Annotated in this window: 13 protein-coding genes; 5 read left to right on the top strand and 8 right to left on the bottom strand. The window is 47.9% G+C overall.

The features are described from left to right. Positions 1 to 6: 6 nt before the first annotated feature. Genes MTR11_RS12590 through MTR11_RS12580 form a run of 3 tightly spaced genes read right to left on the bottom strand, consistent with a single transcriptional unit; the run spans position 7 to position 3909 of the window. On the bottom strand, positions 7 to 1161 hold the full coding sequence (locus MTR11_RS12590; protein WP_243327748.1) for an acyl-CoA dehydrogenase family protein: 1155 nt from the start codon (positions 1159 to 1161) through the stop codon (positions 7 to 9). 19 nt (positions 1162 to 1180) lie between these two features. Further along, entirely contained in the window at positions 1181 to 2674 is a 1494-nt protein-coding gene (locus MTR11_RS12585) for a CoA-acylating methylmalonate-semialdehyde dehydrogenase (RefSeq protein WP_109169067.1), read from the bottom strand. A 23-nt stretch (positions 2675 to 2697) separates the two neighbouring features. Further along, entirely contained in the window at positions 2698 to 3909 is a 1212-nt protein-coding gene (locus MTR11_RS12580; RefSeq protein ID WP_243327746.1) for a thiolase family protein, read from the bottom strand. Positions 3910 to 4186: 277 nt separating this feature from the next. On the opposite strand from MTR11_RS12580, the gene MTR11_RS12575 reads away from it, so the two are divergent. The 5 genes from MTR11_RS12575 (at position 4187) to MTR11_RS12555 (ending at position 9204) form a co-directional block, all read left to right on the top strand. Continuing rightward, positions 4187 to 4561, top strand: a complete 375-nt coding sequence (locus MTR11_RS12575) for a MerR family transcriptional regulator (RefSeq protein WP_012842485.1) — start codon at positions 4187 to 4189, stop codon at positions 4559 to 4561. 66 nt (positions 4562 to 4627) lie between these two features. Next, on the top strand, positions 4628 to 5797 hold the full coding sequence (locus MTR11_RS12570; protein ID WP_243327744.1) for an isovaleryl-CoA dehydrogenase: 1170 nt from the start codon (positions 4628 to 4630) through the stop codon (positions 5795 to 5797). Positions 5798 to 5822: 25 nt separating this feature from the next. Further along, positions 5823 to 7427: a carboxyl transferase domain-containing protein gene (locus tag MTR11_RS12565; RefSeq protein WP_150918002.1), complete on the top strand. Its 1605-nt coding sequence runs from the start codon at positions 5823 to 5825 to the stop codon at positions 7425 to 7427. Between the two features lie 29 nt (positions 7428 to 7456). Next, entirely contained in the window at positions 7457 to 8296 is an 840-nt protein-coding gene (locus tag MTR11_RS12560) for an enoyl-CoA hydratase-related protein (RefSeq protein ID WP_005390997.1), read from the top strand. Next, entirely contained in the window at positions 8296 to 9204 is a 909-nt protein-coding gene (locus tag MTR11_RS12555) for a hydroxymethylglutaryl-CoA lyase (protein WP_243328114.1), read from the top strand. The genes MTR11_RS12560 and MTR11_RS12555 overlap by 1 nt, the downstream gene beginning before the upstream one ends. 8 nt (positions 9205 to 9212) lie before the next feature. On the opposite strand, the gene MTR11_RS12550 is transcribed toward MTR11_RS12555, so the two are convergent. The 5 genes from MTR11_RS12550 to MTR11_RS12530 form a co-directional block, all read right to left on the bottom strand. Further along, complete coding sequence (locus tag MTR11_RS12550) at positions 9213 to 9764, bottom strand: DUF2301 domain-containing membrane protein (RefSeq protein WP_243327742.1); 552 nt, start codon at positions 9762 to 9764, stop codon at positions 9213 to 9215. A 40-nt stretch (positions 9765 to 9804) separates the two neighbouring features. Continuing rightward, entirely contained in the window at positions 9805 to 10683 is an 879-nt protein-coding gene (locus MTR11_RS12545; RefSeq protein WP_048625206.1) for a DMT family transporter, read from the bottom strand. Between the two features lie 211 nt (positions 10684 to 10894). Continuing rightward, positions 10895 to 13942, bottom strand: a complete 3048-nt coding sequence (locus tag MTR11_RS12540) for an FAD-binding and (Fe-S)-binding domain-containing protein (protein WP_243327740.1) — start codon at positions 13940 to 13942, stop codon at positions 10895 to 10897. Between the two features lie 55 nt (positions 13943 to 13997). Then, positions 13998 to 14867 carry an amidohydrolase family protein gene (locus MTR11_RS12535; protein WP_243327738.1) on the bottom strand — a complete coding sequence of 290 codons (870 nt, stop codon included), beginning with the start codon at positions 14865 to 14867 and terminating at the stop codon, positions 13998 to 14000. A 58-nt stretch (positions 14868 to 14925) separates the two neighbouring features. Then, positions 14926 to 15819 (bottom strand): alpha/beta hydrolase, encoded by an 894-nt coding sequence (locus MTR11_RS12530; RefSeq protein WP_005391008.1) that lies wholly within the window; start codon positions 15817 to 15819, stop codon positions 14926 to 14928. Positions 15820 to 15844: the final 25 nt, after the last annotated feature.

The raw sequence follows: 15844 nt of genomic DNA, 5'->3' as shown, positions 1-15844 counted from the left end.
ACTTCGCTACAGCAAGGTCGACTCCTCAGAGAGCAAACGGCGCGCGATGATTAAACGCATAATTTCGTTCGTTCCCTCCAGAATTTGATGCACACGCACATCTCTGAAATGACGTTCCATTGGATACTCTTTGATATAACCATAGCCGCCATAAAGCTGCAGCGCTTGGTCGCAAACATGAAAGCCCACATCGGTTGCGAACCGTTTTGCCATCGCGCAATAAGCAGTGGCATCTGGGTCATTTCGGTCGAGCTTACTGGCGGCATAGCGCACCAACTGCCGCGCAGCCACTAGCTCTGTCGCCATGTCTGCCAATTTGAATTGTAAGGCTTGAAACTGCGCAAGCGGCTTGCCGAACTGCTTACGTTCTTGAATGTACCGTGTCGCCTGATTAAGGGCCTGTTGAGCCGTACCGACGGAGCAGGTCGCAATGTTTATACGCCCTCCATCAAGCCCTTTCATCGCAAAGACAAAACCGTGCCCTTCTTCGCCCAGTAGATGGCTAGCTGGAATAACGACATTTTCAAAAGTAACCGCTCGTGTTGGTTGGCTGTTCCAACCCATTTTGGGTTCTTTGCGCCCATAGCTGATACCATCTGTTTGAGCTGGAACAACAAATGCAGACACGCCTTTGGCACCCGCTTCTCCAGTTCTCGCCATCACGACCAAAACATCTGTCTCTCCTGCGCCAGAGATAAAGGTTTTGCCACCGTTGAGGACATACTTATCTCCCTTTTTTGTAGCGGAAGTGGTCAGTGCAGCGGCGTCTGATCCTGCGTTGGGCTCGGTTAAGCAATAGGAGCCTAACCATTCCCCCGTAACTAACTTCGGGCAGAACTGCGTTTTGGCTTCATCGGTAGCAAAACTGGCTATCATCCAACTGACCATGTTGTGAATCGTCATAAACGCCGTAGTGGACGTACATCCCATGGCCAGTTGTTCAAAGATAATTGAAGCATCCAAGCGACTCAGCCCTAGGCCACCTTGCGCTTCTGGAGTGTAGAGACTGAGAAACCCCAGTTCTCCCGCCTCTCTCAATACGTCTTTGGGGAAGATCTGTTTTTCATCCCACTCCGCCGCCATCGGTGCTAAACGCTCATCGGCAAATTGCTGAGCGGTATCGGCAAATGCACGTTGATCTTCATTAAGTTCAAAGTCCATAAAAGCTCCTTCTATTCACTCAGCGCAGTTGGATGGTCAAATTAGGCCCCGTTGGAATATCGTCATCAAACCAACGTGCCGTCACCGTTTTAGTCTCGGTATAAAAACGTACCGCTTGTTTACCATACGCATGCAAATCGCCATAGAAACTGCCTCTCCAGCCTGTAAAAGAGAAAAATGGCAAAGGTACCGGAATAGGCACATTGATCCCGACCTGACCGACTTGAATGTCATGCTGATATTTTCTTGCAGCAGCGCCATTAGCCGTAAAAATGGAAGTGCCGTTCCCGTAAGGGTTACGATTCACCAACTCAATGGCCTCTTGCAACGTTTCGACTTCCATACAAACTAAAACGGGGCCAAATATCTCTTGCGTGTAAATCGACATATTCGCTGTTACACCGCTAAACAAGGTTGGGCCAATCCAGTTTCCATCGGGAAAGCCTTCCACTTCACACTGACTGCCATCCAGTTCACACACTGCGCCTTGTTGTTTGCCATCTTCAATTAAGTCCAATACGCGTTGTTTAGCTTGCTCACTGATGAGAGGACCATAAGCAGCTTGCTCATCGTCCCAAGGCCCTGGGTGTACTTTCGCCATTGCCTGTTTGAGGTCTGTAATCCATTGTTTTGAATCGCCGACAAATACCGCAACAGAAATCGCCATACAACGCTGCCCCGCCGCCCCAACGGAGGACCCCACTAGGTTATTCACCACTTGTTCTTTGTTCGCATCAGGCATGATCACCATGTGATTTTTAGCACCAGCAAAAGCTTGAACGCGTTTAAAGTGTTTCGTACCCGTGGTGTAGATATAACGGGCAACAGGAACCGAGCCAACAAATGACACCGCTCGAATGTCAGGATGAGCCAGCAGAAAGTCGACTTGGTCTTTGCAACCGTGAACGATTTGCAACACTCCTTTCGGCGCGCCAGCTTGCTCAAATAGTTCGGCTAAACGAATAGAGGTCAACGGCACTTGTTCGGAGGGTTTAAGCACAAACGTATTGCCCGCAGCGATAGCGATTGGGAACATCCACAACGGAATCATGGCAGGAAAGTTAAACGGCGTAATGCCGCAACACACACCTAGGGGCTGAATCATTGAGTAACTATCAATATCCGTGGCAACGTTTTCGACGGTTTCGCCCATCATATTGCTGGCAATGTTTGCAGCCTGCTCAACAACCTCTATGCCTCGCCACACATCGCCTTTAGCATCCACTAAAATCTTACCCGTTTCATGAGAAAGCAGTGTGGCAAGCTCGTCATGATGTTCTTTGAGAAGGTGCTGATAACGAAGCATGACTCTAGCACGCTCGGATACTGCCACTTCCTTCCAGGATTGGAATGTCTCTTTCGCATTATCAATGGCGGCTTCCATCTCGTGATCCGTTGAGCAGGGAACGTACGCAATGACATCATTAGTGGCAGGATTGGTCACCTCGATCCAATCCGAAGTTTGAGATTCACGAAACTCTCCACCAATAAACAAGGGAACTAAACGAGTCATCATTTACTCCTTTCTGATTTCAATTAAAGCGGTATTTCAATGCCTATCGCCGTTGCCTCTCCACCACCGATACAAAGTGACGCAACGCCTCGCATCACTTTTTTGGCGTCTAGATCACCGTCGGTACCTAAAGCTTGTAGCTGACGCAAACTATGAATCAATGTCACCAGAATTCGTGCGCCACTTGCGCCTATCGGATGCCCGAGTGCACACGCTCCGCCTTTAATATTGACTTTGCTCATATCAAGCCCAAGTTCTGCTACCGCGATTTGTGTCACGACAGCAAAGGCTTCATTGATTTCCCACAGATCCACTTCGTCAATTGACCAATCCAACTGGGACAACAACTGTTCAATCGCATAAACAGGAGCCAAAGTATATTCAGCAGGTTTTCTGGCGTGTGTGGCGTGAGACTTGATAACGGCGAGTGGCTCAAGACCTTGGTGGAGCGCAGTCTCTTCATCCATTAGAACAAGCGCTGCAGCGCCGTCGGAAATCGCACTCGAATTAGCAGCGGTCACCGTGCCTTTTTTATCAAATGCAGGTTTGAGTTGAGGGATTTTATCCAGATCAATCGAGCGCGGGTGCTCATCGTAATCCAGCGTTCCTTGTTCAGACTTGGTGTTGAATTCAATCGGTGAGAGCTCGTCTGCAAATAAGCCTCGCTCTTGAGCTTCCAACGCACGTTTTGCCGACATCACTGCCCATTCGTCCATGTGCTCTCTGGTAAACTTAAGCCTGTCTGCGACGTGCTGAGCATAAACACCCATTAAGTGCCCTTCGTACGCATCTTGCAATCCATCGAGAAACATATGGTCATACGTCGACTGGTGGCCCATGCGCATTCCCTTTCTCGCCTCTTTCAATAAATACGGCGCATTGGTCATACTCTCCATACCACCAGCAATGGCCGTTCGAATCATTCCAGCTTTGATAAGATCGTGCGCCAACATGACGCTCTTCATGCCCGAGCCACACACTTTATTGATAGTCGTGCACCCTACACTCATGGGTAAATCCGCACCAATTGCCGCTTGTCTCGCCGGGGCTTGCCCACAACCCGCAGGGAGCACACATCCCATGAAAACTTCATCTACAGATGTCACATTCACTTCATGCATCGCAGCTTTTATCGCTTGTGCACCTAATTGGGGAGCGGAGTAAGTTTGCAACTTTCCTTGAAAGCGCCCGATCGGCGTTCTCTTCGCGCTGACAATCCAGATGTCTTTTTCCATGATTCGCATTCCCTTGAGGTATATGTGAACACTAGACTGACTGATAACGCCCTTGCATGACATTGCTTACCAAGTGCTAAGCCAGTCTTTGTCGCCCTTTCTCACTGACAAACTTTCATACTGCGATTTCTTGACGTTTACGTAAGCATAGCACTAGCCTTTACAATGAGATGAAAAAACACACCAAGTAGGCGTTTATCTTTCAAAATTTGCGTTCGGCCTTTCCGTTGAAGGTTCGATTTCCAGAAACTGGATTTTTATTCGAGGTAAGTATGTTATGGAAAAATACAAGATCAGTGACCTCGCCAAGGAGTTTGATATTACCACTCGCAGTATCCGGTTTTATGAGGACGTAGGTCTGATTGAACCAGAGCGAAAAGGCAACATGCGCGTTTATCAACGCAGAGATAAAATTCGTCTCAAACTGATTTTAAGAGGGAAACGGCTCGGTTTTTCACTGGCAGAAATTCGTGAACTTTTCGAGCTCTATGACATGCAACAAACCGAAGGACAGTTATTGAAAATGCTCAATATCATTGAAGAGAAACAAGCCGTCCTACAACAGCAACTCAATGACATCAGCGTCGTAATGGCAGAGTTGAATGCCGCTAAAGAACGCTGTATTCAAACACTCAAAAGCAAAGAGACATAACCGCTATACTCAAATAGCGACACTGCAATCGGCTTTTCCACCTTACCTCTGATATCGGGAGACGTTATGAAAAGCACCTACGCCCCACTCAATTTCGGACTTGGTGATACCATCGATATGCTCCGAGACCACGTTAATGCCTTTGCTACGGAACATATTGCTCCCATCGCCGCAGATATAGACCGCGATAACCAGTTTCCGAAGCATTTGTGGCCTTTGTTTGGAGATATGGGGTTGCTTGGTGTCACCGTCGATGAAGAATTTGGTGGTGCAGGCATGGGATACCTTGCTCACGTTGTGGCGATGGAAGAGATCAGCCGAGCCTCTGCCTCCGTCGCTTTAAGCTACGGCGCTCATTCCAATCTGTGCGTCAATCAGATTTTTCGCAATGGCACGCCTTCTCAACGCAAGAAATACCTTCCCAAACTCATCGATGGTACGCACGTTGGCGCCCTAGCTATGAGTGAGCCCAATGCCGGTTCAGACGTGATAAGCATGCAACTGAAAGCGGAGAACAAGGGCGACCATTTTGTACTGAATGGCAACAAAATGTGGATCACCAACGGTCCCGACGCTGACATAGTGGTGCTTTACGCTAAAACGGATGTCAATGCAGGTTCACGAGGTATTACCGCATTCATTGTTGAACGCAACGTCGAAGGTTTCAGCCATGCTCAAAAGCTGGACAAACTAGGTATGAGAGGCTCGAACACTTGCGAACTTGTATTTAACAATTGCGTAGTGCCGAAAGAGAATATTCTTGGCGAGCTGAATCAAGGCGTCGAGGTGTTAATGAGTGGACTAGATTACGAGCGCGTCGTCCTCGCTGCCGGACCACTCGGGATAATGCAAGCTTGCATGGACATTGTGGTCCCGTACGTACATGAACGAGAGCAGTTTGGAAAGTCCATTGGCGAGTTTCAGTTAGTTCAGGGCAAGATCGCCGATATGTACTCTCGAATGAGTGCAGCAAAAGCGTATGTATATACCGTCGCAGCGGCTTGTGATCGAGGTAACGCAACACGCAAAGATGCCGCAGGAGCGATTCTGTACAGTGCAGAACTCGCCACACAAATGGCACTCGATGCAATCCAATTGCTCGGTGGGAATGGCTACATCAATGAATACCCTGCTGGTCGTTTGCTACGTGATGCAAAGCTTTATGAAATCGGCGCGGGTACCTCAGAGATTCGCCGCATGTTAATAGGCCGAGAACTGTTCGAAGAATCTCGCTAAAGGAACATACGACAAGGAAGTCATTATGGCCATTATCAAAAGTAAAACTAAGCCAACTGACGAGTTATTTCTTTCCAATAAAGCGGCGATGGAAACGTTGGTCACTCAACTGAATCAACACATCGAGACCATCAAACAGGGAGGCGGTGAAAAAGCCATTCAGCACCAGAGGCAAAAAGGAAAACTCCCCGCCCGAGAACGCATCGCGCGCTTGCTTGATGACAACACTGACTTTCTTGAAATCAGCCAGTTTGCCGCCTGGCAAATGTATGACGAATCCATCCCCTGCGCTGGCGTTATCGCCGGCATTGGTTTCATAGCGGGGATTCAATGTATGGTCATCGCCAACGATGCTTCGGTAAAAGGCGGAACCTACTACCCACTCACGGTAAAAAAACACCTTAGAGCGCAAGAGATAGCCCAACGTTGCCAACTCCCCTGCGTATACTTGGTGGACTCCGGTGGCGCAAATCTCCCTCATCAGTCCGACGTCTTCCCCGACAAAGAACACTTTGGTCGCATTTTCTTTAACCAAGCGAGGATGTCAGCAAAAGGCATCCCTCAGGTTGCTGTTGTGATGGGGCTTTGCACTGCTGGGGGCGCATATGTTCCTGCCATGGCGGATGTGTCCATTATGGTCAAAGAGCAAGGCACCATATTTTTGGCGGGACCGCCTCTAGTTAAAGCGGCCACTGGCGAAGTCGTGACGGGTGAAGAGCTCGGCGGTGCAGACGTGCATTGTCGTAAATCTGGTGTTGCTGATTATTACGCTGAAAATGATGAGCATGCCCTAATGCTTGCCCGAGAAGCCATTGCCAATGCCAATAGAGCGAAACCGATTAAGTCGGAAAACACCGTGCTACCTCCCCGCTACGATGCAGAAGAAATCTACGGAATCGTGAATGCCAACTTACGACTATCATTCGACGTTCGAGAAATCATTGCCCGCATCGTCGATGATTCTGATTTTGACGAATTCAAAGCCTTGTACGGCAGAACGTTAGTGTGTGGCTTCGCTCGCGTTCACGGACACTTGATCGGCATTGTGGCAAACAACGGCATCTTGTTTTCTGAATCGGCACAAAAAGGCGCACACTTTATTGAACTTTGCGCCAAACGGAAAACACCGCTTCTCTTTCTCCAAAACATTACCGGATTTATGGTCGGGAAAAAGGTGGAAGAAGAAGGCATCGCAAAACATGGCGCCAAGCTGGTGATGGCCGTCGCTTGTGCTGATGTACCGAAGTTTACCGTGATCATCGGTGGGTCGTACGGCGCTGGCAATTATGGCATGTGCGGCCGAGCTTATGATCCAACCATGATGTGGATGTGGCCGAACGCGCGTATTTCTGTGATGGGCGGAGAACAAGCGGCAGGCGTCTTAACACAAGTTCGAAAAGACGCGAAGGAACGCCAGGGAGAAGCGTGGTCAGAGCAAGAAGAACACACTTTTAGAGAATCGATCATAGACTTGTATGAAACACAAGGACATCCCTATTTTGCGAGCGCTCGGCTATGGGATGATGGAATTATTGACCCCAAACAAACGCGTCAGGTGTTGAGTCAGGCGCTAACGGCAGCATTAAATGCTCCCATTCCTGATAGCGAGTTTGGCGTCTTCAGAATGTAAATATCCAAAGATGAATTAAGGAAGTTAGTATGCAGGAAATGCAACCAAGCATTATTCCCAACGCCCAAAGGCAAGATGATGTTCTTTGGCATGTCGATGACAATGGCGTAGCAACCATCACTCTAAACAGAACAGCCAAGCACAATGCTTTTGACGCTTGTACGATCGACTTGCTGATCCACCGCCTAGATTATCTCGCTTTACGAACGGATGTGCGATGCTTGGTATTAAAAAGTAACGGCAAGCACTTTTCATCCGGGGCCGACCTGAATTGGATGCAGTCGATGGCCGACAGCACGAGGCAAGATAATTTCGTTGATGCCCAAAACTTGGCAAGACTCATGGAAACACTAGATTCGTTCCCTCAACCCACCATCGCGGTTGTACAAGGCTCCGCTTACGGCGGCGCGCTGGGATTGATTTGTTGCAGTGATATCGCCATCGCGAGCCAATGTGCTAACTTTTGCTTAAGTGAAGTTAAGCTTGGTTTAGTTCCGGCAACCATTGCGCCTTACGTCATGCGCGCGATGGGGAATCGACAAGCTAGACGCTATATCTTAAGTGGTGAAGTCATTTCAGCCGAGGATGCCGAACGGTTTGGTATTGTGCATGAAGTGAAAGAAGCCAAACAACTTGAAAGTGCGGTCGATAGCGTGATCAAGACGTTACTACTTAATAGCCCAGATGCGATGCGTAAAGCGAAAACGCTCTGTCACCAATGTCATCAAAACCCCATCGATCAACAACTGATTCACTATACCAGCAAGCTCATTGCGGACATTAGGGTATCGCCACAAGGCCAAGATGGCTTGCAAGCGTTTCTTGAAAAACGAAGCCCAAGTTGGGTAACCAAATCACAGGACAAGTAATGCTGCCTTCCAAAGTAAATATTGTCGAAGTAGGTCCACGAGATGGGTTGCAAAATGAATCTCCTGTTGCGACCCAGACTAAAATCCGGTTGATCAACTTACTCTCTGATACTGGGCTAATGCATATTGAGGCGGGCTCTTTTGTTTCGCCCAAATGGGTGCCACAAATGGCGGACTCAACAGAGGTCATGAAAGCAATAACAAGGCGAAATCATGTTACTTATTCTGCCCTGACACCAAACCTAAAAGGCTTCGAACAAGCCTTGGAGGCTGGTGTCAATCAGGTCGCAATTTTCACTTCATCATCAGAAGGATTCTGCCAACACAATATCAATTGCTCGATTGCAGAAAGTTTAACTCGCTTCGAGCCTGTAATGCGATTAGCCACCAAACACGGCATCCCTGTTCGAGGTTATCTATCCTGCGTTGCCGATTGCCCTTACGACGGTCCAACAGCCCCTAAACAGGTGGCGAGCGTGACCAAATCGCTCATCGATTTAGGGTGCTATGAGGTGTCTCTAGGTGACACCATCGGCACAGGCACGCCAAATCGAATTGCAGCCATGCTGGAAGCCGTCATGTTGGTTACACCTCTCCCCCAGCTTGCTGTCCATTTCCACGATACATGGGGACAAGCGCTCGCCAACATTCATCAAGCCTTGAGTATGGGCATCAATACCATCGACAGCAGTGTCGCTGGGCTGGGTGGATGCCCATACGCTCATGGGGCCTCGGGGAATGTCGCGACGGAGGATGTACTGTATTTATGCCAAGGATTAGGGATCGAAACGGGGATCGACTTGGAGCTGTTAGCAAAAGCTGGCTGGATGATCAGCGAAGAGCTTAATCGAGAACCCACGTCAAAAGTATCGCTAGCTTTGCGTAACCGTATGACATCTCTAACGTAAGACGTTTATTAAACCTCGTAGTTTGCTTTAATACCAATATCAAAATGAAGTGGCATCCGCCACTTTGATATAGACAGGAAACCCATAATTAAGCCAGACAACCCTGTCGCAATAGTCGCTACCGTCAGTATTTCGAAACAAAACGCAAAGGTTGCGATGGCAAGTAGCACTGGCACCGCTTTCAAGCCTGGAACTTTAAAACAAAAGGACTCTTTCAGCGCCACACCGGAAAAAGTGACAAAGACAAAACCAAGAGAAAGCCACACGCGGGATAAGTCTGGATCGCTCACCATGAAGAGCAGTCCCACCCAAGTTGACCAGTTGATGACAGTACGCACAGTTTTACTGTAGACATGGATATTGGCTGCAGTTAATACACCTGCAATAGCGATGATCAGCAACACATTTCGATCATAAAATTCCGAACCTTCAATAAGGTGCAAACCCGATATCGTCATCGTGATAAGTCCAAAGGCAAATACGCTAATTCCTAAACGGTATAAACAGACACTTAAAATATCTAAAAAGTCTAGTGATTCCTGATGCTCAGTATTGGCCATGCTTCACTCCTAAATTGTTCCCTACCCACATTTCTTGAAGCTACCTAGGGATAGACAAACGAAATCGACCGCCAGTACGATAAATAATAAGAGAAAATAAGATAAGCACACAGCCAACTAGCTTATTTGCCGTTAGCACTTCGCCATACCACAGCACGCTTAGAATGACGGTCCAAACTGGCTCTAATATCATGATCAAGGCAGCATTACCTGCCTGAACAAATTTTTGCCCCATGGTTTGCATTACGTAACGCAAGCTCGTCGCTAGCAAAGTGCTCAACGCGAACCACCACCAAATGGAAGAGTCAACCTCTGCCGGAAAAGACTCCATAAAGAAAGAAACCAACAAACCTAAACAACCAGCAGAAAAAAGCTGCACGCAAGTAAGCAGCAACACAGGCAATTTTTGAGAATATTTACTGTTCACATTAAAGTGAAGCGCAAGAACCAGTGCCGCCCCAAGAAACCAAAATTGACTGGCCGATTGCTTCCAACCGCCAACTAAAGAGAGACAGGCGAGACCTAATACCGCGATAGGCAAAGAAAGCCAGAAAATTCGTTGTGGTCGTTGACGAAACATAACCCACGCAACAATCGGCACAAATAGCATGGAGAGACTCATGATAAATGCGCCTTCCCCGAGCGTGTCGCTGATGGAGATGGCGTAAATCCATGTCATAACGGCACTACCTAACAGTAGCCCGACACCACCAGCAGAAAGCACATCTCTCAAATTCGCTTTCAACAAAGGTCGATAGCACAACGGCAGCAGACAGAGCGATGCAATAGTAAATCGCGCCCCGATAAAGCCGAAAGGTGGTAAACCCTGTATTGTTTCCTTAGAAAAGATCCAACCAAGTGCCGCGATCATCGTTGTCGCAACCAGAATAACCGTCGCTTTGCGTTCTGAGTTAAACATAAGTACTCACAAAATATGGAACACAGTATCGCAGCAAGGGAAGTTTGCTGCGCTGTTGTATCAATTTGAAAGGAGTTTCTGTCGAGCGGAAGTGAAAGCCCGATTCTCTCCTGTGTTGTTGTTAAGCAGATTGAAGTTCTGCGGTCGGATACATTAAAGGCAGGCAAAGTCTTAAGGCAAGCGTTTTCGTATACTAAATTGCCTAAGCATCTTATGCATTAAACAAACTGGCTAAAACTTGGACCGGATGTCGAACGACCTCCCCTTCAAAACGCTTAACCTGACTGCGACAGGAATACCCCGTGGCTAACACACGCTCAGTGGGCAGGTTCTTTATATTCGGTTCCCAACTCAGCTGATAAATAGCTTTAGACGTACTTTTCTTATCCACTTCATGGCCGAATGTCCCTGCCATGCCACAACATCCCGTAGGTATCACATGCAGCTTTAAGCCAAAGTGATGAAAAATAGACTGCCAAGATTTCTCAGTCTCCGGTATTTTTGTCTTTTCTGTGCAATGCGCCATCAAATACCAAGGCTCTTCATCTGATGCGCGTACAGCTGGCCATTCATTGAGTGTATCCACCAGCCATTCATGAGCCGTATAAACTGTAAACTCGCCCCGCTTTTCTTTTAGAACCTGATGGTATTCATCACGATAACAAAGCACTAAGGTAGCATCGATACCGATCATAGGAATTTCAAGCTCAGCAACTTGGTTGAGAAAATCCGAAGTGTTTTGTGCATTTCTGGCGAATGCCTTAAGGAAACCTTTTACATGTTGAGCTTTCCCATTAGGTTTGAAAGGCAGAACAACAGGGTGTTTCCCTAACCGCTGCAATAACTGAATAAAGTCCGCAACCAACTCGGCTTCATAAAAGCTGGTAAATGGATCTTGAACAATCAAGACGTAATTTTGCTTCACTTCTGGGGAAAGCGATTCTAGATACGCAAAGTCAAACGGGCTCACGCCAAGTGCCTGACATCGACTTTGCAACGTAGGGATCGATAGCACTGGCGAATCAACAAAACCGATGGATGTCTCTAATACCTGCGTAACAGGCCTACTAGATGCAATTCGATTAACCAGCTTGGGGGCTTTTGCCATAATCGGCAGCAGTTGCTCAATATTCGACACCAGATAGTCGCGCAGCGGTCTGCGATAACGAGAGTGATAGAGGTGTAAAAAACGCGCTCTAAAATCAGGCACATCAACTTTAACAGGACACTGACTCGCACACGCTTTGCACGCTAGACAACCGCTCATCACCTCATAAACTTCATGCGATAGGTCATCAGATGCGGGGCGAGATATCAGTTGACTCAGCTTCTGAGCCAAAAGCTTAACCGATAACGTTTGATTGAGAAGTTGCTGTTCGTTAGCGAGCAAATCGAAGCCACTGTCATTAAGGCGACGCAGCCATTCACGCATTATCCCTGCCCTCCCTTTCGGAGAGTGGCGACGATCGGCTGTTACTTTAAATGATGGACACATTGGGCTATCAGCATCGTAATTAAAACACAGCCCATTGCCATTGCAAGACAGCACGGGCTTAAGCGACTCTCGGACTTCTACGGGGATCTGACGATCATAGTAGCCACGCTTGGTCGCTGTGACTTTTACCATTTCAGCGTCGCTATTCAGTGGTGTGCAAATCTTCCCCGGATTCATTTTATTGTCTGGGTCAAACGCCGCTTTAATGCGCCTTAATTCAGTAAAGAGCTCATCACCAAAGAAGGCAGGTCCATATTCTGAGCGATATCCTTTACCGTGCTCTCCCCACATTAAGCCATTGTATTTTGCCACCAGCGCGACCACATCATCGGACAGTTGATGCATCAACGCTTCCTGCTCAGGGTCACACATATCGAGCGCCGGACGCACGTGAAGGACGCCAGCATCCACATGACCAAACATGCCATAATGCAGGTTATTGCTGTCTAGCAACGTACGAAATTCCGCGATAAAGTCCGCTAAATTTTCAGGCGGCACACAGGTATCTTCCGCGAATGCAATCGGCTTTGCCTGACCTTTAGTCGCGCCAAGCAGCCCAACCGCTTTCTTGCGCATTCCATAAATAGCCTGGATGTCTTGGGGGGCGCGACAGACTTGATAACCGATGATACCACTGCGTCGGTGAGCCATTTCTTTATCGAGAATTGAAAGTAAGCGTTCAACTTTATCCTCAATATCATCGCTGTGACTGCCTGCGAACTCGACAAAGTTAATCCCTTGCATCTCTTTGCCCTGCACATCTGAGATCGCGTGTTTTACCGAGTGCCAGACAATGTCTTCTCTTGCAAGATTAAGCACCTTTGCATCAACCGTCTCTACCGATAGCGCCTCTGCTTCGACCATCAAGGGAGCATTTCGCAATGCAGAATCAAAGCTATCGTATTTAACGTTCACTAACCGTCGCGTGGTAGGTATTCGCGTAAGATTGAGCTTGGCTTCAGTGATAAAAGCTAACGTGCCTTCAGAGCCACATAATATTCTCGTGACGTCAAACTCTTCACTCTTGTCGTTGATGGCATTTTTTAGGTCATAACCAGTAAGAAATCGATTCAGAGGAGGAAACTTATCCAAAATCTGTTGACGCTTGTCTCGACAAACTTTCTCTGTAATTTTTAACGCTCGCGATACTACATCACTGTTTAACCATTTGTTTTGTTGAATAGCTTCGGTATCGAGCACCGAACCATCCGCCAATACCGCTTTGAGCGCCAACACATGATCCGAGGTTTTACCATATTGCAAAGAGCCTTGGCCTGATGCATCGGTATTAATCATCCCACCTAATGTTGCGCGGTTGCTGGTCGATAGGTCTGGCGAGAAGAAATAACCATAAGGACGAACGATGTCATTGAGTTGGTCTTTGACTATCCCAGTTTCCACTCTCACCCAGCCTTCCTGCTCGTTAATCTCTAACACTCGATTCATGTAGCGAGACAGGTCAACCACAATCCCCGAGTTCAATGATTGTCCGTTGGTGCCCGTTCCGCCTCCTCTGGGCGAAAAGGTCAGGTGCTTAAATTCATCACGTGCACTGACCTTGCCAAGTATTACCACATCATGATGGTTGGCAGGAAAGACGACCGACAAAGGAAGTTGCTGGTAGACGCTGTTGTCAGTCGCCATACTCAATCGAGTGGTATAACGAGCATCAGTATCCCCCTTGAAACCAAGTTGTTTAAGGGTGTTAAAGAACTTGATAACCACAGGATCAGAGGAAACCTGTAGCGGAAGTGCAGGAAGCATAATTTGAATCGGTGCCTTACGGTTGTCTTTTTAGGTTCGTAACATGAATGCGGAGTTAAAAGTGGTAGAGGCGCTTGGGGTTATCGACCAGAATCTTGCCAAACAGTGTCGTATCTTGCGTCCAGTGCCACAAGGTATCTAATAGCTGGCCATCATTTGGCATCTCAGCAGCAAAACATGGATGAGGCCAATCCGAGCCCCAGACACATTGCTCTTCATTCGCTTCTAACAAAGCTTGAGCAAACGAAGAAACGTCATCATAAGGCGGAGATTGAAGCGACAAACGATACGGCGCCGACAATTTTGTCCACACTTTCCCTTCGGCCTTAAGCTTCAATAAGGTTTGAAAACCAGGATGAGAAATAAGCTTGTTTGTTGGCATATGTCCAAGATGATCAATCACTACGGGCACGGGTAAAGCCCTTAATCGCTGATATAAGTCATCAAACTGCGAAACATCAATTAAGCATTGAAGGTGCCAGTGTCGCTCTGCAAGGCGAGCCGCTAAACGTTCAACATCACGCCACTCAATACCACCTTTAAACAGTAGATTCATCCGCACCCCACAAAATCCCGCTTCTTGTAGCTCATCCAGCGTTTGCTCGGACACATCCGCATCCACGACCGCGACGCCTTTGTAGTCGTAACCTTGCTGGCGTAAATACCGTAATGTATCAAGATGCAACTGGTTGTCATTGCCATACACACTCGGCTGAACCAGCACGCCATGACGGATGCCTAATTGCTGGTGCAAATGCAGGTACGCGCCGACGCTGGCATCAGGTGGTGTGTAGGTTCGCGTTTCACAGTACGGATAACGTGAAGAAAAAACGTGGGCGTGACAATCAACCGCGCCTTCAGGAGTCGCGATTGTTGGTTTATTTACAAATGGGTCAGCCGCTTCACAAAATGGAATTATGCTCATCGAAAATCATCCTGTCAGAAAGGTAGAGGTGCCATCAACGAAAGCACCTCTTAAAGACTTAACTGAAGTTCTCACTCAACCAGTTCGCGATCACGCCAGAGAACTGAATAAACTTAGGATCGTCGTCCAACATCCACTCGGTGTGACCACCTTCCGGCAGTAAGAATAGAGATTTCGGCCCAGGGTATTTCGCGTACAGCGACTTTGCTTCGGTCACTGGGTGAAGGTCGTTTTCTGCACCGTGCGCAATCAAGATTGGCGCGTCTGCAAATCGCTCGTCCAGTAGAGCTTCCGGTTTGAAATTGATGAGAGAATCCGCAAAATCCAGATCAGATGTCACGCCGTAGCCCGGCGCTTTGACCAGTTCAGTGAATACATATTCGCGGCTTACTGGATCAAGCGGGTAGATTTCAAATGGATCAATCCCCTGCTTTTCTCCACCAAGAGCAAGACGTGTACGCTCTTCTAACATAAATTGACGGAACGCTTTCCAACCGTGCTCACCACGTTGAGCAACCTGAACACGTACCGCATCATAAAAGCCGTTCATGGAGATAAGGCCATCAATCGCATCTTGGCAAACGCGGTAAGCATCAAGAATTAATCCCCCCGCCATGCCCCAGCCAGCCAGTACGACTTTGCGGCCTTCCTCGTCAGCGCGCTTTTTCACAACCGCAACCGCGTTGGCGATGTCGCGTACTTGTTCATCCAAAATAACTCGCTCACGAATACCCTCAGATTCGCCAAAGCCACGGTAGTCAAATCCGAATACTGTAAAGCCCTTCGCAGTTAAGGCTCTCGCGTAACGCTCTGGGTGAATATTTTTTTGCCCAGTAAAGCCTGAGCAGACAATAACGATCGGTAAGTCTGGGTTGTTAACGTTCTCGTCAGTAAAGAAAGCGCCATCAAGGCGTAGACCATCACTAATTACTGGGGCTTTTTGTTCAATCATAATTATCTCGTCCAAATGAATGTGT

The organism is Vibrio sp. CCB-PB317 (assembly GCF_022808245.1).
Lineage (GTDB): Bacteria > Pseudomonadota > Gammaproteobacteria > Enterobacterales > Vibrionaceae > Vibrio > Vibrio diabolicus.
The sequence above is the reverse complement of the archived record's forward strand: the minus strand, read 5'-3'. Positions and strand labels throughout refer to the sequence as shown.

Bases quoted from the DNA above. Each gene is read 5' to 3' on its own strand.
- MTR11_RS12590 (WP_243327748.1), bottom strand. From the start codon at position 1,161: ATGGACTTTGAACTTAATGAAGATCAACGTGCATTTGCCGATACCGCT.
- MTR11_RS12540 (WP_243327740.1), bottom strand. From the start codon at position 13,942: ATGCTTCCTGCACTTCCGCTACAGGTTTCCTCTGATCCTGTGGTTATC.
- MTR11_RS12585 (WP_109169067.1), bottom strand. From the start codon at position 2,674: ATGACTCGTTTAGTTCCCTTGTTTATTGGTGGAGAGTTTCGTGAATCT.
- MTR11_RS12535 (WP_243327738.1), bottom strand. From the start codon at position 14,867: ATGAGCATAATTCCATTTTGTGAAGCGGCTGACCCATTTGTAAATAAA.
- MTR11_RS12530 (WP_005391008.1), bottom strand. From the start codon at position 15,819: ATGATTGAACAAAAAGCCCCAGTAATTAGTGATGGTCTACGCCTTGAT.
- MTR11_RS12560 (WP_005390997.1), top strand. From the start codon at position 7,457: ATGCAGGAAATGCAACCAAGCATTATTCCCAACGCCCAAAGGCAAGAT.
- MTR11_RS12545 (WP_048625206.1), bottom strand. From the start codon at position 10,683: ATGTTTAACTCAGAACGCAAAGCGACGGTTATTCTGGTTGCGACAACG.
- MTR11_RS12580 (WP_243327746.1), bottom strand. From the start codon at position 3,909: ATGGAAAAAGACATCTGGATTGTCAGCGCGAAGAGAACGCCGATCGGG.
- MTR11_RS12570 (WP_243327744.1), top strand. From the start codon at position 4,628: ATGAAAAGCACCTACGCCCCACTCAATTTCGGACTTGGTGATACCATC.
- MTR11_RS12565 (WP_150918002.1), top strand. From the start codon at position 5,823: ATGGCCATTATCAAAAGTAAAACTAAGCCAACTGACGAGTTATTTCTT.
- MTR11_RS12555 (WP_243328114.1), top strand. From the start codon at position 8,296: ATGCTGCCTTCCAAAGTAAATATTGTCGAAGTAGGTCCACGAGATGGG.
- MTR11_RS12550 (WP_243327742.1), bottom strand. From the start codon at position 9,764: ATGGCCAATACTGAGCATCAGGAATCACTAGACTTTTTAGATATTTTA.
- MTR11_RS12575 (WP_012842485.1), top strand. From the start codon at position 4,187: ATGGAAAAATACAAGATCAGTGACCTCGCCAAGGAGTTTGATATTACC.